General features: G+C 32.9%; 17 protein-coding genes and 1 pseudogene. 10 read left to right on the top strand and 8 right to left on the bottom strand.

Annotated elements, in window-relative coordinates; all coding sequences use genetic code 11:
• Positions 1-229 precede the first annotated feature (229 nt).
• A complete protein-coding gene (locus tag AMD28_RS04135; protein ID WP_055442995.1) occupies positions 230-1,585 on the top strand; it encodes a UDP-N-acetylmuramate--L-alanine ligase in 1,356 nt (451 codons plus the stop codon).
• 925 nt (positions 1,586-2,510) lie between these two features.
• Positions 2,511-3,155 carry a hypothetical protein gene (locus tag AMD28_RS04130; protein WP_055442896.1) on the top strand — a complete coding sequence of 215 codons (645 nt, stop codon included), beginning with the start codon at positions 2,511-2,513 and terminating at the stop codon, positions 3,153-3,155.
• On the opposite strand, the gene AMD28_RS04125 is transcribed toward AMD28_RS04130, so the two are convergent.
• Positions 3,148-3,747 carry an FMN-binding negative transcriptional regulator gene (locus AMD28_RS04125; protein ID WP_055442895.1) on the bottom strand — a complete coding sequence of 200 codons (600 nt, stop codon included), beginning with the start codon at positions 3,745-3,747 and terminating at the stop codon, positions 3,148-3,150. The two genes, AMD28_RS04130 and AMD28_RS04125, sit on opposite strands and share 8 nt — an antisense overlap.
• Positions 3,748-3,842: 95 nt before the next feature.
• Between AMD28_RS04125 and radC the strand changes: the two genes are divergently transcribed.
• The 4 genes from radC (at position 3,843) to AMD28_RS04105 (ending at position 7,644) form a co-directional block, all read left to right on the top strand.
• Positions 3,843-4,541, top strand: a complete 699-nt coding sequence (gene radC, locus AMD28_RS04120; RefSeq protein WP_055442894.1) for a RadC family protein — start codon at positions 3,843-3,845, stop codon at positions 4,539-4,541.
• A 97-nt stretch (positions 4,542-4,638) separates the two neighbouring features.
• Positions 4,639-5,940 carry a polysaccharide deacetylase family protein gene (locus AMD28_RS04115; RefSeq protein WP_055442994.1) on the top strand — a complete coding sequence of 434 codons (1,302 nt, stop codon included), beginning with the start codon at positions 4,639-4,641 and terminating at the stop codon, positions 5,938-5,940.
• Positions 5,930-6,619, top strand: a complete 690-nt coding sequence (locus AMD28_RS04110; protein ID WP_055442893.1) for a YjjG family noncanonical pyrimidine nucleotidase — start codon at positions 5,930-5,932, stop codon at positions 6,617-6,619. The genes AMD28_RS04115 and AMD28_RS04110 overlap by 11 nt, the downstream gene beginning before the upstream one ends.
• Positions 6,620-6,747: 128 nt before the next feature.
• Positions 6,748-7,644, top strand: coding sequence for a hypothetical protein (locus AMD28_RS04105; protein ID WP_152975538.1), 897 nt, complete (start codon positions 6,748-6,750; stop codon positions 7,642-7,644).
• A gap of 19 nt (positions 7,645-7,663) precedes the next feature.
• On the opposite strand, the gene AMD28_RS04100 is transcribed toward AMD28_RS04105, so the two are convergent.
• Positions 7,664-8,941 (bottom strand): replication-associated recombination protein A, encoded by a 1,278-nt coding sequence (locus tag AMD28_RS04100; RefSeq protein WP_055442993.1) that lies wholly within the window; start codon positions 8,939-8,941, stop codon positions 7,664-7,666.
• Between the two features lie 134 nt (positions 8,942-9,075).
• Between AMD28_RS04100 and AMD28_RS04095 the strand changes: the two genes are divergently transcribed.
• A complete protein-coding gene (locus tag AMD28_RS04095) occupies positions 9,076-9,828 on the top strand; it encodes a rhomboid family intramembrane serine protease (protein WP_055442891.1) in 753 nt (250 codons plus the stop codon).
• 88 nt (positions 9,829-9,916) lie between these two features.
• Here AMD28_RS04095 and rlmB read toward each other — a convergent pair.
• From rlmB to AMD28_RS04065, 6 genes and pseudogenes are all read right to left on the bottom strand, one after another.
• Positions 9,917-10,650: pseudogene (gene rlmB, locus AMD28_RS04090) on the bottom strand (23S rRNA (guanosine(2251)-2'-O)-methyltransferase RlmB).
• A gap of 67 nt (positions 10,651-10,717) precedes the next feature.
• Positions 10,718-11,710 (bottom strand): hypothetical protein, encoded by a 993-nt coding sequence (locus AMD28_RS04085; protein ID WP_055442890.1) that lies wholly within the window; start codon positions 11,708-11,710, stop codon positions 10,718-10,720.
• A 15-nt stretch (positions 11,711-11,725) separates the two neighbouring features.
• Positions 11,726-12,562: a hypothetical protein gene (locus AMD28_RS04080; RefSeq protein WP_055442889.1), complete on the bottom strand. Its 837-nt coding sequence runs from the start codon at positions 12,560-12,562 to the stop codon at positions 11,726-11,728.
• Between the two features lie 14 nt (positions 12,563-12,576).
• Positions 12,577-14,076, bottom strand: a complete 1,500-nt coding sequence (locus AMD28_RS04075) for a SusD/RagB family nutrient-binding outer membrane lipoprotein (protein ID WP_055442888.1) — start codon at positions 14,074-14,076, stop codon at positions 12,577-12,579.
• A gap of 27 nt (positions 14,077-14,103) precedes the next feature.
• Positions 14,104-17,217 (bottom strand): SusC/RagA family TonB-linked outer membrane protein, encoded by a 3,114-nt coding sequence (locus tag AMD28_RS04070; protein WP_055442887.1) that lies wholly within the window; start codon positions 17,215-17,217, stop codon positions 14,104-14,106.
• A gap of 120 nt (positions 17,218-17,337) precedes the next feature.
• Entirely contained in the window at positions 17,338-19,032 is a 1,695-nt protein-coding gene (locus tag AMD28_RS04065; RefSeq protein ID WP_241492437.1) for a BamA/TamA family outer membrane protein, read from the bottom strand.
• A gap of 180 nt (positions 19,033-19,212) precedes the next feature.
• Between AMD28_RS04065 and rpsL the strand changes: the two genes are divergently transcribed.
• From rpsL to fusA, 3 genes are read left to right on the top strand one after another with little or no spacing between them, the layout of a single operon-like run.
• Positions 19,213-19,587 (top strand): 30S ribosomal protein S12, encoded by a 375-nt coding sequence (rpsL, locus tag AMD28_RS04060; protein ID WP_008269190.1) that lies wholly within the window; start codon positions 19,213-19,215, stop codon positions 19,585-19,587.
• A 21-nt stretch (positions 19,588-19,608) separates the two neighbouring features.
• Positions 19,609-20,085, top strand: coding sequence for a 30S ribosomal protein S7 (gene rpsG, locus AMD28_RS04055; protein WP_055442886.1), 477 nt, complete (start codon positions 19,609-19,611; stop codon positions 20,083-20,085).
• Positions 20,086-20,091: 6 nt separating this feature from the next.
• Complete coding sequence (gene fusA / locus AMD28_RS04050) at positions 20,092-22,218, top strand: elongation factor G (RefSeq protein WP_055442885.1); 2,127 nt, start codon at positions 20,092-20,094, stop codon at positions 22,216-22,218.
• The last annotated feature ends 8 nt before the right edge of the window (positions 22,219-22,226 follow it).

Here is a 22,226-nt window from a genome sequence, read left to right as displayed (position 1 = left end):
TAGTTTCATTTGATAAATTCAGCTAATTTGTAAAATTGTTATATAAAATAGTTTGAATTGTTTACTCCTAAAATTAGATGGTTTTTTGATTTAAGATGTTATCCATTATCTTTCATTTTTTCCTCGAATCTCTGTAAAAACTTAGTTGAACTCTACGAAATAATCCATAAAAAACATTCGTGTATTCGTGGCAAAAAAAGTATCTTTGGTACTTCTTCAAAACAAGTTTATGAACGTACATTTTATAGCTATTGGTGGATCTGCAATGCACAATCTAGCACTAGCATTACATAACAAAGGATATCAAGTAACAGGAAGCGATGATACTATTTTCGAGCCTTCAAAATCTAGATTAGCCGCAAAGGGATTATTACCAGAAAACTTTGGTTGGTTTCCTGAAAAAATAACGGCAGATTTAGATGCTATTGTTTTAGGAATGCATGCTAAAGCAGATAATCCGGAATTGTTAAAAGCACAGGGATTAGGCTTAAAAATCTATAGCTATCCCGAGTTTTTGTACGAACAATCGAAACACAAAACCAGAGTTGTTATTGGTGGAAGTCATGGAAAAACAACCATTACTTCTATGATTTTACACGTCATGCATTATCATGATCGCGATGTTGATTATATGGTTGGTGCACAATTAGAAGGTTTTGATGTGATGGTAAAACTTACCGAAGAAAATGATTTTATTGTTTTAGAAGGAGACGAATACTTAAGCTCGCCAATAGATAGAAGACCAAAATTTCATTTATACAAACCAAATATTGCTTTGTTAAGCGGAATAGCTTGGGATCATATTAATGTGTTTCCAACCTATGAAAACTATGTAGAACAATTTGATATTTTTGTAGATAGTATTGTAAAAGGCGGAAGCATCACGTATAACGAAGAAGATGCAGAAGTAAAACGCGTTGTTGAAGCTAGTCAGAATACCATTAGAAAACTGCCTTACCAAACTCCGGATTATACAGTAGAAAACGGACAAACACTTTTAGAAACTCCGGAAGGACCATTACCCATAGAAGTTTTTGGAAAACACAATCTTAACAATCTGGCAGGAGCAAAGTGGATTTGTCAACACATGGGAATTGATGAGGACGATTTTTACGAAGCCATTGCCACTTTTTCAGGAGCAAGCAAACGATTAGAGAAAATTGCCGAAAGTACTACAAGTGTTGCTTATAAAGATTTTGCACATTCGCCATCTAAGGTAGAAGCAACCACGAATGCGGTAAAAGAGCAATATGAAAATAGAACCTTGGTTGCATGTTTAGAGTTGCATACCTATTCTAGTTTGAATGCCGAATTTTTAAAAGAATATAAAGGCGCTTTAGACGCAGCAGATGTTGCTGTAGTATTTTATAGTCCGCATGCAGTAGAAATTAAAAAGCTAAAAGAAGTATCGCATGAACAAATAGCCAATGCTTTTCAACGAGACGATTTAATTATTTATACCAATCCAGAGGATTTTAAAGACTTTCTTTTCAAACAAAACTTTGATAATAAAGCCTTGTTATTAATGAGTTCTGGTAATTATGGTGGTTTAGATTTTGATGCTGTGAAAGGGTTGATTGGGTAAGATACTCTCACATGGAGCTTGTCGAAATATCTTTTTTATTGGATTCCGTATCCAGTACGAAATGACAAGATTTAGGTTTTGATGCTAAGAAGTCTTTAATCGATTTGAAGTTGTCATACAGAACTTGTCGAAGTATCTCTTTTAATGGATTCCGTATCCAGTACGGAATGACAAGATTTGGGTTTTGATGCTTGGAAGTCTTTAATCGATTTGAAGTTGTCATACAGAGCTTGTCGAAGTATCTTTTTTAATGGATTCCGTATCCAGTACGGAATGACAAGATTTGGGTTTTGATGCTAAGAAATGTTTTATAGGTTAAGAAACTGTCATACTGAGCTTGTCGAAGTATCTCTTTTAATGGATTCCGTATCCAGTACGAAATGACAAGATTTAGGTTTTGATGCTATGAAATGTTTTATAGGTTAAGAAACTGTCATACTGAGCCTGTCGAAGTATCTCTTTTAATGGATTCCGTATCCAGTACGAAATGACAAGATTTAGGTTTTGATGCTATGAAATGTTTTATAGGTTAAGAAACTGTCATACTGAGCCTGTCGAAGTATCTCTTTTAATGGATTCCGTATCCAGTACGGAATGACAAGATTTGGGTTTTGATGCTAAGAAGTCTTTAATCGATTTGAAGTTGTCATACAGAGCTTGTCGAAGTATCTTTTTTAATGGATTCCGTATCCAGTACGAAATGACAAGATTTAGGTTTTGATGCTATGAAATGTTTTATAGGTTAAGAAACTGTCATACTGAGCCTGTCGAAGTATCTCTTTTTTTAGCGGATTCAGCATCTAATTTGAAAATTATTTAGTTTCATAAAATAAAGTAAGCAATTACACGTTAATCTAAAACCAACCAAACCAGTATTTTATAAAGCAAAATTACGTTTTTAATTTATTAACCAAACCAATTAAATATGAAACGTATTCTTTTTACTGTATGCTTTTTTGCCCTTTTCTTTTCTTGTAATTCGGACGATGATAACCGCAATGCAACTGACCCAGAAGCTGGTTTTTATGCATTAACTGTTGGCAATTCTTGGGTGTATAAGAATTTTAAATATAATTCTAATACCATGGAATATGATGATACAGGTATTTTAGACGAAGTTAGTATTGTAGGCACAGAAATATTAGATGGAGAAACTTACTTTAAGTTTAAAACGGTTACTACTGGCAATGATACAGGGGTTTCTTATTTTAATGCAAATGGGGAGAAATTGGAATTAAGACGAGAATTTTCTGGAAACTTAATTAATGAAACAGGAGATATAATTTATACTAATACTAATTATAATGAGCGTTTGGTATCTGAAAATAGTTGGGGAAATATTTATAATAAACTAACAGGTAATATAGAAATAGTTATAGTTGTTGCTGGTTCGTTTCCTTGTTTGGATATGGAGAGCTATGCCAAATCGCCCGATAATACGGAGACTTTTCCAGGATTAGATCATTTTTATTATTCCGATGGAATTGGTTTAATTTCGGATACAACATCATTTGTATCGCAAGGTTTTCCTGTAGGGATAAGACGTTTAGATTCTTATATTATTAACTAAAAACGCTATCTAAAAACACCTGAATACTTTCCTGACTAGCACGAATCAATTCCGCTTTAGCGTTAGCAGTATCCACAGTTTTTTTGTCTTGTGAGAGTTTAAATTTACCTTCCCAAGAATCGATAGTAATTTCAAACATTTTAATATAATCTAAAGCACCTTCCATTCTTGGGTTGTCTGCTTCCAGCACATACTTATGTTCTGGCGCTTCCATAAATTCGGTCATTTTAACTAAAGATTCTATTAAAGCATCTTTATTGTCAATGGCTTTTACGGTTCCTTTGATGTGCACTTTTATGTAGTTCCAAGTGGGCAATTGCGTAGTTGTATAAATGGAAGGAGATATATAACATTGCGGACCAGAAAAGAGTATGGTAAGTTCTTTATTGCCTTGCATTAATTTGGTTTGCGGATTGTAAATATCAATATGACCAATCAATTTACCATCCGATTCTCTATAAATTAAAGGCAAGTGTGTAATGTAAGGTTGGTTGTCTTCCACAGAAATTACAGTCGCAAGCGGATAGGTTTTAATAACCTCCAACATATGAAGGGTATCAGAATCTTGATGGTGTTTTGGTGGATATTTCAAGGATGTATTAATTTAAGATTAGAAATCGGCATGTTTTTTTTATCGAAAATATTCTCTATATTTATTCTCTATAAAAATAGTAATTAACAAGCAATATGTCTAGTAAACCAGAATCCTTTTCTATAAAAAACTGGAGTCAAGACGATCAGCCACGAGAAAAACTTCGCGATAAAGGCAAAGCCGTTTTAAGCGATGCAGAATTGGTAGCTATTTTAATAGGATCAGGAAACCGGCAAGAAAGTGCTGTAGCTTTATGTAAACGTATTTTGGCAAGTGTAGATAATAATTTAAGTGCACTTGGGAAGCTGTCTATAAAACAACTCATGGCGTTTAAAGGAATAGGGGAAGCAAAAGCAATAAGTATTACTGCGGCTTTAGAATTAGGAAGAAGACGTAGAGGAGGAGAAGCTTTAGAGAAAAATAAAATCACATCTAGTGTTTCGGTTTTCGAGTTTATGCAACCTATAATTGGCGAGTTACCACATGAAGAATTCTGGATTGTATATTTAAATAATTCCAATAAAGTGATTCAGAAAAACCAATTAAGTAAAGGCGGTATTACGGGGACTTTAGTCGATGTGCGTTTGGCATTAAAAACAGCTTTAGAAGTTGGAGCAACAGGAATTATCTTGGCGCATAACCATCCTTCAGGAACTTTAAAACCTAGCGAAGCTGATAAACAACTCACCAAAAAACTAAAAATAGCAGCAGAAAGTTTAGATATTAAAGTGCTAGACCATCTTATTATAACCGAAAAAGCATATTTTAGCTTTGCAGATGAATCCCTATTGTGAAAGCAGCAAAAAACTAAAATCTGAAAATTTAGATTTTAAAAATGGAAATTGATTATTTTTGGCTGAAGACGGCAAACAGAATACCGCGACTAAAAACATGCTATTAGTATATACACATAAAATTACACCAAGAGTAAAGTATGTTTTTAAGCATATTTGTACTAGAATTTTAGGCCTTCCAGTTACCTTTACAACTACTATTGAAGATTTTATTGCACACGATAGTTTAAAAATATCGTACACCAAACAACCATTAAGTCACGAGGTCTTTATTCGCAGTAACGAGTTATTGTTTGAGCAAGGTTTAAATGATGTAGATATTCATGTGCAAAATTGGGGAAGCACAAAAGGCTTTTTCCCTACAGGAGAAATTAGCGTTTTACCTTATGATATTTTTGCCGCATCCTTTTATTTGCTTTCTAGGTATGAAGAATATTTACCACATGTAAAAGATGAATACGGACGCTTTACAGCAGAAGAAAGTCTGGCCTTTAAAAATGGTTTTTTACAACAACCAATTGTAGATCTTTGGGCGTACAAGTTTAAAGAAGTACTACAAGAAAATTATCCGGATTATGTATTTGCAACAAAGCATTATCAAGTAAAACCTATTATAGATGTTCCCGAAGCATATACTTTTAAACAAAAAGGTTTAATGCGAAGTTTTGGAGGAACACTTAATGATTTAGTGACCCTTAAGTTTAAAAGACTGTATACTCGATTTTCAGTTTTATTTGGATTGCAAAGAGATCCATTTGATACGTTTAAGTACCTTTTAAATAAGCAGAAACAATCGGATTTTAAATTTATTTTTTTCTTTTTAATTGGAGATTATTCGACATACGATAAAAATATAAATGTAAACAAAGCACAATTTGTTTCGTTAATAAAACAAGTAGCAGATTACAGTATTGTTGGTTTAAAAGCATCCTATTTTGCAGTCTCTAACTTTCAAACCTTAAAAAAAGAAAAGGATAAAATGGAAGCCATAATAAACACATCGTTATTAGCTTCTCGAAATTCGTTTTCTAAATTAAACCTTCCGGAATCGTATAGAAATTTAGTAGAGTTAGAAGTACCAAATGATTATACTATGGGCTTTGTAAACCACATCGGTTTTAGAGCAGGAACATGTACACCTTTTTTCTTTTACGATTTAGATTATGAAGTGCAAACCCCTCTAAAAGTACATTCGTACACGCTTTTAGATTATGCGTTACTTAAAACCAATTCACTTTTAGATAAAAAGAAGGTTTTAAATGAAATTATGAGAGAAGTAAAGAAAGTGAATGGCCATTTTATTCCTGTTTTTCATAATTATACGTTTAGTGATATTGAAAGATGGAAAGGCTTTAAAGAACTTTTTAATATTATTATAGAATCGCCAAATGATGTATAAAAACATAACAGATATTTTTTTTGATTTAGATCACACGCTATGGGATTTTGATAAAAACTCGGGTTTAACTTTCGAGAAAATATTCAAAATAAATAAAGTAGATATAGATGTTTCTGAATTCTTAAAACATTATGAACCAATAAATTTAAACTATTGGAAACTCTATAGAGAAGAAAAGATAGATAAAGAATCTTTGCGATTTGCTAGACTTAATGATACTTTTCAAGCGGTAAATATTTCCGTAGAAAAAGAATTAATTCTGCAGTTATCTGAAGATTATATAACACACCTTTCTAGTTTTAACCATTTATTTGAAGGTACTATAGATCTTCTAGAATATTTAGAACCAAAATATAATCTGCATATTATCACCAATGGTTTTCATCAAGTGCAAAATGAAAAATTAGAAAATGCAAACATTAGTAATTACTTTAAAACAGTGACTAATAGTGAAATGGTTGGTGTGAAAAAACCAAACCCTATAATTTTTAATCATGCATTAGACCTGGCAAAAACTACAAAATCTCAGAGCATCATGATTGGCGATAACTATGAAGCAGATATTATTGGCGCTTTAAACTTTGGTATCGATGCTATTTGTTTTAATTATCATAACTTTCCGTTAGATGCTAAAATTAAGAAAGTAGATAGCCTATTAGAATTGAAAAACTATTTTTAATAATACGGCAATCAAAGCAGATTCTTAGTTTATTAAACGAAGCTGATTTTACAGTGTAGCAAACTGTATATTTGTAAAGAAATTAAAATTTTATATTGAATATAATGAAGACTAAAATTATCCTATTATTGAGCATAGTACTGTTTAGTAGTAATTTTACAAATGCACAATCAAATATTAATGATTACAAATATGTAATTGTACCAAATGCTTTTGACTTTTTAGATGAACCTGATGAATATAGGTTAAATACATTAACAAAATTACTATTAGAGAAATATGGTTTTATCACTGTAATGGAAGAATCTAGAATGCCAGACGAAGCAATTTTAAATCCTTGTTTATCTCTAAAAGCGAATGTACTGGATGCATCCGGATTTTTTTATTCTAAATTAAAGGTAGAACTAAAAGATTGTAAAAATAATATTGTTTTTACTACTGCTGTTGGTGAATCTAAAAATAAAAATTCGCAAGTAGCTTATACCATAGCGTTAAGAGCCGCTTTTAAATCTTTTGAGAGCTTTACTTATCAATATAAAGAGAACCCATCTATTTTGGCTTTTGGTAAAACTGACGATACAGAAAGTAAAGCCGAGATTGAAAAATTAAAGGAGGAAATTAAAACCTTAAAAGAAGAAAAAGTAGCTGTAGTAGAAGTCGCTGAGATAATTAAAGAAAAAAATATAGTTGCTGCTAACCAAGTTAAAGCGGAAGTAGAAATAAAGGAAACAGTTACAGAAGAAGTAGCTCCAGAAGTTGTAGAAAAGGTTGTGGTAAAAGAACCAGCTATTGTGATTACAGAAACAAATAATTCACATATTTTGTATGCACAAAAAGTAGCAAACGGTTTTCAGTTAGTAGATAATACTCCTAAAGTAGTATACAAAATCAAAGAAACAGGAATGTCTTATGTTTTTATTGTAGAAGGTAAAAATGCGATTATCTATAAGTTAGATGCAACTTGGATTTTGGAATATTACGAAAATGAAAAGCTTCAAACAAAAATATTAAATATCAAGTTTTAGTTTCCGCTACAGCGAACCACTAATAACCATATTTATCTTTCCAACGCTGTTTTAAAAACTCACGATGTGCATTTTCTCTAGCATTATTACTAGGGTCGTATAGTTTTGTGTTTTTAATCTCCTCTGGTAAGAATTCTTGTTTCGCGAAATTATTTTCGTAGTTATGTGCATATTTATAATTGTCACCATACCCTAATTCTTTCATTAGTTTGGTTGGTGCATTTCTAATTTCTATTGGCACAGACAAATCGCCAGTTTCTCTAACTAATTGTTGTGCATTACCAATAGCTTGATAGGCAGCATTACTTTTTGGAGAGCAGGCTAAATACGTAGCGCATTGACTTAATATAATTCTGGATTCTGGATAACCAATAGTAGAAACCGCTTGAAAAGTATTATTAGCAATAACCAATGCTGTAGGGTTGGCATTACCAATATCTTCACTAGCAGCAATTAATAATCGCCTAGCAATAAATTTCACATCTTCACCACCTTCAATCATTCTAGCTAACCAGTAAACCGCTCCATTAGGGTCACTGCCACGAATAGATTTTATAAATGCCGAAATAATATCATAATGCTGTTCTCCTGTTTTATCATAACGTACGGTATTGTTTTGTACTTTTTCTAAAACACTATCGTTGGTTATAATTATTTCATCACTATCTTCTGCATTTACGAGTAACTCAAAAATGTTCAATAGTTTTCGTGCGTCACCTCCAGATAGCTTCAATAGAGCATCTGTTTCTTTAAGCGTTATGTTTTTTTTAGAGATGTACTCGTCTTTTTCCATTGCACGTTTTAAAAGCGTTTCTAAATCGTTTTTATCAAATGCTTTTAAAATATATACTTGACAACGTGACAAAAGCGCAGAAATAACTTCAAAACTTGGGTTTTCGGTGGTTGCACCAATTAAAGTTACCCAACCTTTTTCTACAGCTTGTAATAGGGAATCTTGTTGCGATTTACTAAACCTATGAATTTCATCAATAAATAAAATTGGGTTTTTAGTAGTAAATAATCCACCACTTTGTTTCGCCTTTTCTATAACTTCACGAACATCTTTTACGCCAGAATTTATAGCACTTAATGTGTAAAAAGGCCTGCCAGATTCATTCGCAATAATATTGGCAAGGGTTGTTTTTCCAATTCCTGGAGGTCCCCAAAGAATTAAAGAAGGGATTAAACCTAGTTTTATTTGTTTTGTTAACGAACCATTTTCACCAATCAAATGCGATTGACTAATGTAGTCTTCTAAAGATCTTGGTCTTAAACGTTCTGCTAATGGTTCATTCATAATTGTAAAATTACAAATTCCTACGTAGGCAGGAATCTTCTGTGGCATTTTTTATTATAAATTTATTAGAAAATCATGTGCTGACAATTTATCACACTACATTATATTGGATAGTAAATTGCTATCTTTAAAATATGCAAGAACAGTTTAAATTTACAACAGGAGTTTTAGGGTATCCAATAGCATTTGTGTTAGTACTTTGGATTGTTTTTTGGTTTGAAATACGCTTCCATGTAAATCTAAATAGCCATGGTATTTATCCTAAAAGGCTATCCGGATTACAAGGTGTATTTTTTAGTCCGTTTATACATTCCGGGATAAAGCACTTGTATTCTAATAGTATTCCTTTATTTGTGCTTTCTACGGCTTTATTTTATTTCTATAGACCAATTGCTTGGAAGGTGTTGTGTTATGGAATCTTACTCTCCGGTTTTTTAACGTGGTGTATTGGTAGACCCTCTTATCATATAGGAGCTAGCGGACTTATTTACGTGTTGGTAAGTTTTACTTTTTTTAAAGGAATTTTGGCTAAACACTTTAGGCTAATAGCACTTTCACTATTAGTTATATTTCTTTATGGTAGTATGGTTTGGTATACCATGCCAATTGAGGAAGGTATTTCTTGGGAAGGACATTTGTCTGGTTTAATAACAGGATTATTATTCGCATTCCTTTTTAGAAGAGAGATTGCAAAACCTAAAAAATATGTTTGGGAACATAAAGATTTTAATGAAGAAGATGATCCTTTCTTAAAACATTTTGATGCAGACGGAAACTTTATAGAATTGGTAGAACCTGAACCTGAAATACTTCAAGAAATGGAAACCACAACTCAAAAGGAGGGAGGTCCTACAATTCACTATACTTTTAAAGAAAATAAAGATTAGAATCTTCTTTTTCAATTACATAGTATTAAGCCTATGTAAATATTTATTCTTATGTAGATAAGGAAGACTGCTTACTACGAAAGTAAATTTATCTTCGTTGTCTAATCGCTTCGTATAAAAACGCACCACAGGCAACAGAAACATTTAAGGATTCTATTTCACCAAGTAATGGCAGTTTCGCTTTAGCATCCACTAGTTTTAAAACGGAAGGATTAATACCTCTTCCTTCACTACCCATTATGATAGCACATGGTTCTTTAAAGGAAACATCGTAAAGTGTATTCTCTGTTTTTTCTGTAGCAGCAATTACTTTTATACCAGAAGCTTGTAAATGAAACATAGCATCTTTGATATGATCTACTTTACAAATAGGAATTTTGAAAACTGCTCCAGCACTTGTTTTTATAGTATCTCCATTAACAGGAGCACTTCCACTTTTCTGAATGATAATACCATCTACACCTGTACATTCTGCAGTTCTAATAATAGCACCAAAGTTTCGTACATCACTTAATTGGTCTAATAGCAAGAATAAAGGCGTTTTACCAGATTCTATAACGTTTTGTACAAGATCTCTATGTCATAAAATGCAATAGGAGAAATTTGTGCAACAACACCTTGATGGTTGTTTTTAGTAAGTCTGTTTAGTTTTTCTACAGGCACATAGGAGTTATTAATTCCTTCTTTCCTTAATAGCGCTTCTAGTTCATGAGATAACTCTCCATTAAGCCCTTTTTGAATAAAAACTTTATCAATAGCTTTTTTAGCATTTATTGCTTCAATAACTGCTCTGATACCAAATATTTGTGTACTGTTTTCCATTAATGCAAAGGTATAAAAAAACCATCCTTAAAAAGGATGGTTTTCATTTATTTATAATTTTAGAAAATTATTTTCTTCTTCCAAAATTTGCATTTGCTACTTTTCCAGAAGCAAGAACTGCTCCTTCGCTATCTACAACAGAATAAGTTGTTCCAGATTTAAGAATAGTATAAGCTAATAAATCACCAGCATTTGGGTTACCATCTTCACCACCACCGGCAGCTGAGTCATAAAGACCTGAGAACGCAAATTCTTCATACCAGATACCTTGTTTAGCAACAACAAGATTAAATGGAAGATCTTGAGCTTCTGCAGTTAATGGACCACCTAAAGCGAATAAACTTACATATAAGTAATAAGTTCCATCAGCAGCTGTTTCACTAAGAATGATTTCTTCTGGGCAATCGTAGTAACTAGATCCAACAAGAGCGAAAGAAGAATTGTATAATTCAAAATCGAAATCGTTATCACATCCACCAGCAGAGTCTCCATCGTCATCAGTATATACACTATCTTCAAATGCGATTTGAATAATTAAATCATCATTAGGTTGTGCATAGTTATCAATTTGAACATCGATTACGATACCATCACTAGCACCGTTTGGTGTAGTACCAAATTGACTTTTGTTTGGTACAATTCTAATTTGTTTATTTTCTGTTCCTTCAACATCTAAATCGCTAAGTGCGCTTACATCAAATGTGTAAGATGTTGCATAAGCAGGAATTTCGATTTGAAAAGCATCGAAAGGAGGGTATAAATGATCTACAAATTCTATTGCTCCACCAGTTGCATCAGTAAGAGTTAAATCTGCACCACTTTCAGTGAAAGTGTCATTTATAAGTTCCACACGATATTCTAAAACTCTAGTTGAAGGTTTGTCTACTGTTAAAGTAACAGTTTGACCAGCTCCACCTTCTTCTAAAATCATAGAAGAAACACTAGAAGTGATAACAGACCTATCATCAGGGATAGAAATTGTATCTTCTGTCTCATTACACGAAACTAAAGCTAATAAAGCAATAGATATAGGTAATATTTTATTTGTTATTAATTTCATAATATCTATAATGTTTTATTGTTTAATATAAGTCGATGTGTAAAAATCAGGCACTCCACTAAAAGTAATAGCATAAGTAATAGAGAAATCTCCAGTTACTGCATCTACACTTCCAGGACTATCTGTATATACTTGGTTAGTATAAATTCCTGATAAAGCTTGAGGAGCAACAGTAAGTACACCACAAACATCTACGAAGTCATAACCACCATGTCCTTGTAACACACCAGGTGCCCATAGACCAACAGATTCTGTTCTAAATTGGTTAACTCCTATAAAAGTTAAACTTTGAGTACCATGAGCAGTAGTAGCACCATCAGCTCTAACTGTAGTTACATCATAAGTGTAACTATCTAATTGTGATAGACAACCAATAAATACAACTTCTACAGTTTCATTAATACTAGCAATAACATCGCTGCTAGAGTTTGTAACTTCTGTTAAAGTAATAAATAAACTAGTTGGCTCTGTAGGGCTAAAGTTTGCTGTATTGATTTTTAAAGTAAAATCTGTAAACACTTCCCCTGCAGGAATTGTTAAAAGACCACTTGTATCAGAAAAATCAAATTCAACACCTTCTGTAGCAGTACTGTTTGCAGTATCTACAGTATAGGCGATAATGATATCTTGCGTGCTAGCAGTACCATCTGCACCACCTACCATTACTACAGGTAATACTTCATCTAAAACACCTAGGTCTTCAAAATATTGAACACGAGTTGTTGGGTTTTGAAACCCGAATAAACGAGATCCAGTTCCGTCATATACGTAACCTGCTTTGTCGTCTTCCGAACAGGATACTACCGTTATTAGAGCAAATGCTACTAATATACTTTTTAATATATTTTTCATAATTTTCTTTTTTTTTATTGGTTCCAAAAAATTCTTTCGGTAAATACATCTGCTTGAGATTGCTCAGGCACGTTTGATGAGTTACCTACTAACTCAGAATTTGGATACATTAACCTGTATGGCTTATGCGTTTTTTCAGCAACTATAGAAAGAGGAATCTCAGGGAAACCAGTTCTTGTATAGTCAATCCATGATTGGTGCGCATTGATACCGTTTAAAGCAATCCATTTTTGCGTCATAATCGCTTCTCTTTTATTCGTTGAATTCCAACCAATACCATCTGTAGAAGATGTGTTAGCAACTGCTAAGTAAGAAGTTGCATCTGCAGCAGTAAGACCTAATCCTTCAAAAGAACTAACAACAGCCTCTGTAAATAGAGCGGATGCACTTCCTGAAGTTAAGAAACCGTATTCAACTGCTTCTGCTTGTAAAAATTTAGCTTCAGCTAAAGACATGATATATCCATCTTGAGAAGCACTTTGTATTAAACCAGTTCCAACAGGAGATATACTAGAAGGTGCAGTTGCACTTGTTTCTCCTTGAATAACACCACTATAAGTACCATCTGCAGCTACATCATAAATTTCACCTAATCTTGCATCAGATACACCCGTAGATGAACCAGATAAGAAGTCGATAGCAAATTTAGTACCTCTTCTAGATTGGTAACCTTGCTTTTCTGTACCATCTGTATTGTAGAAGATATCGTAGAAAGGACTTTGTCTATCTGTATCCGCAGTATAACCTGGGTTGATAACTACATCAGAAGAAATAAACTCTGCACCACTTGCATTCAATTCATTAAATTTAGAATTAACAAAAGTGATAGATTCACCATCTGTAGCTAAAGATTCTCTAACTAGTAAACGTAATTTAATAGTGTTAGCGAATTTTTTCCAGTTAGCCATATTTCCTGCCATTATAGCATCATTAGCACCAGGATTAAGAGCTTCTGTTGGAGCAGAATCAATTAATTCGATAGCTAAATCTAAGTTAGCATATAAATCTCTGTAGATCTCTTTTGCATCATCATAAGCAGGGAATAAGTTTGCACCCCCTTGAAATGCACCAAAATAAGGCGCATCTCCATATAAATCAACTATATCTTGCATATAGAAAGATTTTAAGATTAAACCAATAGCTCTAAAATTAGTATATACTGGTTGCTCATTTATAGATAAGTTATGGAAGTTTGCTGTTCTTAAGTAGTAACTATCCCATATACCTGCATAAAATGTATTATCAATGTTAAGCGTAAATTCTTGAACGAAACCTGTAGAAAATGATTGAACATTTAATCCCCAGTTATTCATGAATAATTGTCCTAATTGATTAGGCGTTACGGCCTGTGTATCAAAAATTCTTTTTTGCGCACCAGATAAAATAAGCTCAGGAACAATATTCTCAGAGGTTACATTATTCGGGTCATCATTTATGTCTAAGTAATCGCTACAAGACACAAGAAAGATTAAATTTAATAGTAAAATCCCTCCTAATTTTTTATTTATTTTCATTTTGTATATTTTTTATTTGTGTTATGATTAGAAACTTAAGTTTACACTAAAACCATAAAATCTAGTTGACGGGTACTGAGAAAGTGCTGCAATACCAACATCATTTCCTGAAGAATTAGATGATTCTGGATCATTATATCCTTGGTTCTCATCTGCAAATTTAGAGAACAGGTTTCTAGCATTTACTCCTAGAGTTAAATCTGTAATCGCTGTTTGAGAAAGAAGTTTTTCAGGTAAACTATAAGATAATGCAATTTCACGTACTTTAAAAGCAGTAGCATCAAGAATAAAGTTTTCCGGAGTTGTTTGGTATTGTTCTGTGTAGTAACCTACATAACTAGCATAAGAATCTCCACCTGTATGAACAGACGTGTTTGCTGCATATACTCCAGGAGATGTTTCAATTACAGAGTTAGGGAAAATAAATCCACCATTACGACCTGTTTCAACAGATTCTGTTAAATAACCAGAACGCGCTAATTCCGCTTTAGTAGAACTATAGAATGAATGACCAGTTCTGTAATCCATAACTGCAGTTAATCTAAGTCCTTTATAGCTTACTGTTGGAGAAAATCCTAAAATATAATCTGGTGTTGTTTTACCTAAATTAACATATTCAGCAGATTTTTCTGGGTTACCTGTAGCAGCGTTAATAATAACATGACCTTCGTCATCTCTTGCATAACCTGTACCTTTAATTAATGGATACTCTTCACCTTCAACAGCAAAAATACCTAAACCAATATTATAATCTACAATAGCTAATTGATTAGCGTTAGAAGTTAGAGACTCTACAGTAGTTTTGTTTGTAGAATAGCTAAAGTTTAATTGTACATCTAAATCACCTTTTTGTTTTGCTTTGATAGGGTTTAAACCTAAATCTACTTCAAAACCAGTTGATTTTGTTTCACCAATATTAATTGTTGCTGAAGCTAAACCTGAAGTATAAGATGGTGTTGTACCAATAATTTGCTCTGTACTGTTACCAGTATAGTATGATGCATCAATAGTAACCATACGTTTAAACATTTCTAAATTCAAGTTGAACTCAGTAGATGTTACGAATTGATTTTGTAGTAACTGATCTGTAGCAGAAGTTGACTGTATAAATGAATTCACTCCATTAAATGGATATCCAGCTGGTGCTACATATGTTGCATTAATATCATAAGGTTGTACATCTGCACTACCTACTTTTACCCAGTTAGCAGATAATTTCGCGTAATTAAGGATGTTTCCTTTAATTGCTGGAAAAGCTTTAGTAGGAATAAAAGATACACCTACACTTGGGTAGAAAAATGAACGGTTTTCTTGATCTAATACTGAAGTCCAGTCATTTCTTCCTGTTGCAGTTACATAAAGAAAATCTTTATAACCTAAATCAATACTTCCAAAAACACCAATAGCTCTACTTCTTGTAGAAGTATCTACATTACTTGGAGTTGTAGAAATGTTATCAAGGTTAGCAAATCCAGGAACTGTTAAATCATATCCACTTACATTTAGGTATTTAGTACGAGAATCTGTAATGTTTTGTCCTACTGTTGATTTGAATGAGATATCATCCGTTAACATGTAATCAAAGTTTACAAATAAATCAGAGTAAATATCTCTAACGTTATTGTTATATGTTCTGTAGTAAGAAGGCGCAATACGCTTAGATCCAACTATATCTTCAATATAATCAGGGTCTTCATATTTATTTTGATTTCTGTAGTACCCTTGTTGAGAAATTAAAGCATTTGCTCTATAGATAACATTAATGTTATCATTAACTTCATAACCAACTTCAGCAGTAGCGTTTATTCTATCACGATCACTTTGGATACGAGAATTATCTCTTGTCCAGTATGGGTTAAGGTAATATCCATTCCAGTGCGTTTCGTTAGATCCATCTGAATAATCAGATACAACTACGTTAGTTGGAGTTTCAAGAAGTCCTTCAAAGATACTTCCTGCAGATAAACCATCCGCATCAATTGCTCCAGTAGCACTTTTTTGCTTAGAAGCAATATAAGTAGCGTTACCACTTACAGAGAACTTACCAAGTTTTTTACCAGCTTTAAAGCTAAAAGTATTTCTTTTGTAAGTATCGTTAGCAATAATAAATTCTGAATCTTGATTACCTATAAATAAGTTAATATAGCTATCACTTTTACCAGCTGAAAGACTTACACTGTTTTGGTAAGTTACACCTGTTTGAAAGAACTCTTCAATATTATCTTTATCACCAGTATATGGATAGTAGTTATAAGTACCATCAGCGTTAGGTAAACCTACAGGTTGTAAAGAACCATCGAAAGCAGGTCCCCAAGAACCATTTTCATAAGTGTACTGCTCACCAGTCCATCCTTGTCCAAAAGAAGTTTGTCTTTCTGGAAGGAAAGCGATATTCTCAAGAGTTACAGAAGAACTAATGTCAATTTTAAATTTATCTTCATCGTCAGATCCTTTTTTAGTATTAACGATGATTACACCATTACCACCTCTAGAACCGTAAAGTGCAGCACCATTTGCTCCCTTTAAAACGTTTACAGATTCAATTGTTTTAGGATCTAAAGCTTGTAAATAAGAAGCTGTAGAAATAGCACCATCAACAACAATTAAAGCTTCGTTGTTTCCAGTAATAGAACGTATACCTCTTAGTACAATTCTAGTCGTAGGATTTACACCACTATTCGTCATGTTAATCTGTAAACCAGAAACTTTACCTGTTAAACTGGCAACAATGTTAGGAGATTCTGCTTGAGTTAATTCTTCAGCTTTTACAACTTTAGTTGCTGTTGTAAGCTCATCCTTAATTCTCTTAATCCCTAATGCAGTAATAACAACTTCATCTAAAGAGTTGTCAGGTTGTAAAGAAACATCCATTTTGTTAGATGCACCTACAGTTTGATTTTGGTTGGCATAACCAACATAACTAAAAATTAATACATCACCTTGATTCGCAGCTATTGAATAGTTACCATCAAAATCGGTTGATGTCCCAGTAGTAGTTCCTTTGATAATTACTGTTGCCGTTGGAAGAGGCAATCCGTTTTCATCAGAAACTGTTCCCGAAATTGTTTTTCCTTGCGCAAACGTAAATTGCACAACAAACGCCAGTAATAGCGTTAAAATTCCACTAAACTTTGTTTTCATTTTATATTTTATTTGAATTAGTCTATGCCAAAAATCATAATAAAAAGTTAATAAAACAATAATAATTGGTTAAAATTTCGATTTTTTTTTAAAATCAGCACTTTTAAACCCAATATTAAGTTAAAAAACCGCTGTTAAACTTAGGTGGATTTTGGAATTAGAAAATTTGAATTTTTGATTTTCGCTCTTGCCGTTTGCGTAATTAAACTTTAATATACCTGCTTTGGTTAGTAAACCAAAGCCAAAACCAAAACCGTATAGTTTTTCTTTTTGTGTGGTAAGCTCGTTCTCAAAATAAGCGAAGTCAATAATAGAGTGTATGTACAGGGAATTGCTAAGTTGGTACCTGTATTCTGTGTTTGCAAGCCCGTATAGAGAAGCGGTAAGGCTGTTTTCTTCAAAACCTCGAATAGAGTTTATACCACCAAACCTAAATAATTCATTCTCTAGATAGTTTTTAGAAAGTAAGGAGGAACCATTGACTCTCAAATAAGCACTGTTTTTCTTGTTGAGATTGAAAATTTTAAAGGCGTCAATAAATAATAGCGTTTGGTTTTCTGTATTGTTCGCGTAACTTCTTTTACCATTACCTGCTTCAATAGCTAAAAAGAGGTTTTTATTAAATAGATAATTGTTTTGAAGCTTATTATAGGTAAACCTTAAATTGTAAATATTAGAATTGTAATCTTGTATTTGGGATAATGCATTTTCCTCTTGTAATAAGTTATTAGAAGTCGTACTATTAACGCCAAGGTAAATATTTGCTTGCGGATTTATTTGATAAAATACTTTAGCAATTTGATTTACGGTGGTAAAGGAGGAATCTTTTTTAAATATTTTCAAACCAACTTCCGCACCAATTGGAGAATTAAATAAATAAGGTAAATTTAAATTGACATCAAAAGTCTTTTGTTCGTTTTCATCACTTTTGTAAATCAGTTGAAAAGACTCTCCAGAATTTAGGTTGTTGTTTAAGTTTAGATTTAGATACCCCGTAAAATCAATTTTATTGGTTGTCTCATTAGAACCAAATCCTAAAAAACCATCAAAATTGTTACTTTTCGTTTTTTCTACATATATATATAGTATGGTAGAATCTTTAGTAAAAAGTACTTCAGGTTCTTTTATTTGATTCGCAAATTTTAATTCTTTAAAGATTTCTGTCTTCTTTTTGATTTCTGAAAGGTTAAAAGTTTGCTTTCTCTTTAATTTTAAATAATGCTTTAAATACGCTTTAGGGAATTTATCATAACCCTTTAAAATTATTTTGTCGATACTTCTTTTTGTTATGATCTCTTTGGAAACTAAAAAAGCTTTTAATGAAGTTGTATTTTTTATAGTGATATTTTGAAGTGTAATTTCGCTAAACGGAAAACCTAGATCACTAATTTTAGTGTTTAAGGAATAGAGGGAAGTTTCGATCTCATTAAAAGGTAAAACAAAATAATCATCATAAACTTCCGAAGAAATTTCTTCAAGTATAGATTTCTTAATGAAGTCCTCCTTATAGTATATATGGATGTCTTTATAATTTTGTTTTAAATCGAAAATCCCGAAGTAGGTAGAATCATTTTCTTTACGAAGTTGTTTCAACTCATTTTCAATATAGCCAATTTTATAAAGTTGCTTTTGAAGGGAATCTATTTCCTGTTTAATGGAATTTAATTCCAGATGTATTTTTTTGTAAGTTATAGAATCTAGAATACTTGTTTCTCTATCCGATTGACCAGTAACTTTTAAGTATAGATTTTGACTAATTGCTTCTGAAGCGAATAGAAAAGATAGGAATAGGAATAAAAAGAAAGGCTTAGTCACAGATATATGAAAACTTTTTTATAATGTAAATCTAACGGAAAAACCACAAAAATAATATAGTTTGAAACTTAAATTTTAAATTCTCTGAAAAATTAATGGGTTGAAGTTTGATTTTTTCAAATTAATTCCTACATTTGCAGCCCTCTAAGAAGAGGATTTTAAAATTTATATATAATATATATGCCAACAATTTCACAATTAGTACGAAAAGGAAGAGCCAAAATAACCAAGAAGAGTAAATCGGCTGCTTTAGATTCGTGTCCACAAAGACGTGGTGTGTGTACTCGTGTTTACACGACGACACCTAAAAAACCAAACTCAGCAATGCGTAAGGTAGCAAGGGTTCGTTTAACAAACGGTAACGAGGTTAATGCATACATCGGTGGTGAAGGACACAATTTACAAGAGCACTCGATAGTATTGGTTAGAGGTGGAAGGGTAAAAGATTTGCCAGGAGTTAGATATCACATCGTTCGTGGTGCCTTAGACACAGCAGGTGTTGCAGGTAGAACACAACGTAGATCTAAGTATGGAGCAAAACGCCCTAAGAAGTAATTTAAACTTTAAGAAGAAGACATGAGAAAAAGAGCAGCGAAGAAAAGACCGCTTTTGCCAGATCCAAAATTTAACGACCAGTTAGTAACTCGTTTCGTTAATATGATGATGTGGGATGGTAAAAAGTCTATAGCTTTTAAAGTATTTTACGATGCAATTGCAATTGTAGAAGAAAAGAAAACAGATGACGAAAAAACAGCTTTAGAAATCTGGAAAGATGCCTTATCTAACGTTATGCCTCACGTAGAAGTACGTAGTCGTAGAGTAGGTGGTGCAACATTTCAAATTCCAATGCAAATCCGTCCAGACAGAAAAGTATCAACAGCAATGAAGTGGTTAATTAGTTATTCTCGTAAAAGAAATGAGAAATCTATGGCACAACGTTTAGCATCAGAAGTTTTAGCAGCAGCTAAAGAAGAAGGAGCAGCTGTTAAGAAGAAGACAGATACTCATAAAATGGCAGAAGCAAATAAAGCATTCTCTCACTTTAGATTTTAATAAGAAATGGCAAGAGATTTAAAATATACAAGAAACATAGGTATCGCAGCTCATATTGATGCAGGTAAAACTACAACAACAGAGCGTGTACTTTATTATACAGGAGTTTCACATAAAATTGGTGAGGTACATGATGGTGCAGCAACAATGGACTGGATGGAGCAAGAGCAAGAACGTGGTATTACTATTACGTCTGCAGCTACAACTTGTACTTGGAAGTTTCCATTAGAGAATGCAGAACCAACTCCTGATACTAAGGATTATCACTTTAATATTATTGATACTCCTGGTCACGTTGATTTTACTGTAGAGGTAAATAGATCGTTACGTGTATTAGATGGTTTAGTATTCTTATTTAGTGCAGTAGATGGTGTTGAGCCTCAATCTGAAACTAACTGGAGATTAGCAGATAACTATAAAGTGCCAAGAATTGGTTTCGTTAATAAAATGGACCGTCAAGGATCTGACTTTTTAGGAGTTTGTCAACAAGTAAAAGATATGTTAAAATCTAATGCGGTGCCAATCGTTTTAAACATTGGTGACGAAGAAGATTTTAAAGGTATTATAGATTTAGTAAAGAATCGTGCTATTGTATGGCATGATGAGACTCAAGGAGCAACTTTCGATGTTATCGAAATTCCTGAGGATATGAAAGAAGAAGCTCGTAAATATCGTGCACTTTTAATTGAAGAAGTAGCAAGTTATGATGAGAATCTTTTAGAGAAATTCATGGAAGATGAAGATTCAATTACAGAAGAAGAAGTGCATAAAGCACTTAGAGCTGCTGTAATGGATATGGCTATCATTCCTATGATTTGTGGTTCTGCTTTCAAAAATAAAGGTGTTCAGTTCTTATTAGATGCTGTATGTCGTTACTTACCTTCTCCAATGGACAAGGAAGGTATTGTTGGTGTGAATCCAGATACAGATAAAGAAGAAATTCGTAAGCCAAGTGTAGATGAGCCTTTCGCTGCATTAGCATTTAAGATTGCTACAGATCCTTTTGTAGGTCGTTTAGCATTCTTTAGAGCTTATTCTGGTCGTTTAGATGCAGGTTCTTATGTGTTAAATAACCGTTCTGGTAAAAAAGAACGTATTTCTCGTATTTATCAAATGCACGCTAACAAGCAAAATGCAATTGATTATATCGAAGCTGGAGATATTGGAGCTGCTGTTGGATTTAAATCTATCAAAACAGGAGATACACTTTCTTCGCAAGATCATCCTATCGTTTTAGAATCGATGGACTTCCCAGATCCAGTAATTGGTATCGCAGTGGAGCCTAAGACTAAAGCAGATGTGGATAAGTTAGGGATAGGATTAGCTAAATTAGCGGAAGAAGATCCTACCTTTACTGTTCGTTCAGACGAAGCTTCAGGACAAACTATTATTTCAGGAATGGGTGAACTTCACCTTGATGTAATTGTAGATCGTTTAAGACGTGAGTTTAAAGTAGAAGTAAACCAAGGGCAACCTCAGGTTGAATATAAAGAAGCTATTACACAAGCAGCAGATCATAGAGAAGTTTATAAGAAACAATCTGGTGGTCGTGGTAAATTCGCAGATATCGTATTTACGGTTGAGCCAGCTGATGAAGGTGTTGTAGGTTTACAATTCGAATCCGTAATTAAGGGTGGTAACGTTCCTAAAGAATTTATCCCTTCTATTGAAAAAGGATTTAAAATGGCAATGGTAAATGGACCATTAGCAGGTTTTGAAGTAGATGCAATGAAAGTAACATTGAGAGATGGTTCTTATCATGATGTCGATTCAGATCAACTTTCTTTCGAATTAGCTGCAAAATTAGGATTTAAAAACTGTGCTAAAGCTGCAAAAGCGGTAATCATGGAGCCTATTATGAAGCTAGAAGTTATTACTCCAGAAGAAAATATGGGTGATATTGTAGGTGATTTAAACAGAAGAAGAGGTCAAGTAAGTGATATGGGAGATAGAGCTGGTGCAAAAACTGTAAAAGCAACTGTACCATTATCTGAAATGTTTGGTTATGTAACCACATTAAGAACATTATCTTCAGGTCGTGCAACATCAACAATGGAATTTTCACATTACGCGGAAACTCCTTCAAATATTTCTTTAGAAGTAATTAAAGCAGCTAAAGGAGAACAATCTTAAAAAGTTAA

This window comes from Lacinutrix himadriensis (assembly GCF_001418105.1).
GTDB classification, from domain to species: domain Bacteria; phylum Bacteroidota; class Bacteroidia; order Flavobacteriales; family Flavobacteriaceae; genus Oceanihabitans; species Oceanihabitans himadriense.
This window is presented reverse-complemented; position numbering and strand designations above follow the sequence as displayed.

Bases quoted from the DNA above. Each gene is read 5' to 3' on its own strand.
- AMD28_RS04095 (WP_055442891.1), top strand. From the start codon at position 9,076: ATGCAAGAACAGTTTAAATTTACAACAGGAGTTTTAGGGTATCCAATA.
- rpsG (WP_055442886.1), top strand. From the start codon at position 19,609: ATGAGAAAAAGAGCAGCGAAGAAAAGACCGCTTTTGCCAGATCCAAAA.
- rpsL (WP_008269190.1), top strand. From the start codon at position 19,213: ATGCCAACAATTTCACAATTAGTACGAAAAGGAAGAGCCAAAATAACC.
- AMD28_RS04075 (WP_055442888.1), bottom strand. From the start codon at position 14,076: ATGAAAATAAATAAAAAATTAGGAGGGATTTTACTATTAAATTTAATC.
- AMD28_RS04115 (WP_055442994.1), top strand. From the start codon at position 4,639: ATGCTATTAGTATATACACATAAAATTACACCAAGAGTAAAGTATGTT.
- radC (WP_055442894.1), top strand. From the start codon at position 3,843: ATGTCTAGTAAACCAGAATCCTTTTCTATAAAAAACTGGAGTCAAGAC.
- AMD28_RS04100 (WP_055442993.1), bottom strand. From the start codon at position 8,941: ATGAATGAACCATTAGCAGAACGTTTAAGACCAAGATCTTTAGAAGAC.
- AMD28_RS04080 (WP_055442889.1), bottom strand. From the start codon at position 12,562: ATGAAAAATATATTAAAAAGTATATTAGTAGCATTTGCTCTAATAACG.
- AMD28_RS04110 (WP_055442893.1), top strand. From the start codon at position 5,930: ATGATGTATAAAAACATAACAGATATTTTTTTTGATTTAGATCACACG.
- AMD28_RS04085 (WP_055442890.1), bottom strand. From the start codon at position 11,710: ATGAAATTAATAACAAATAAAATATTACCTATATCTATTGCTTTATTA.
- AMD28_RS04130 (WP_055442896.1), top strand. From the start codon at position 2,511: ATGAAACGTATTCTTTTTACTGTATGCTTTTTTGCCCTTTTCTTTTCT.
- AMD28_RS04070 (WP_055442887.1), bottom strand. From the start codon at position 17,217: ATGAAAACAAAGTTTAGTGGAATTTTAACGCTATTACTGGCGTTTGTT.
- AMD28_RS04135 (WP_055442995.1), top strand. From the start codon at position 230: ATGAACGTACATTTTATAGCTATTGGTGGATCTGCAATGCACAATCTA.
- fusA (WP_055442885.1), top strand. From the start codon at position 20,092: ATGGCAAGAGATTTAAAATATACAAGAAACATAGGTATCGCAGCTCAT.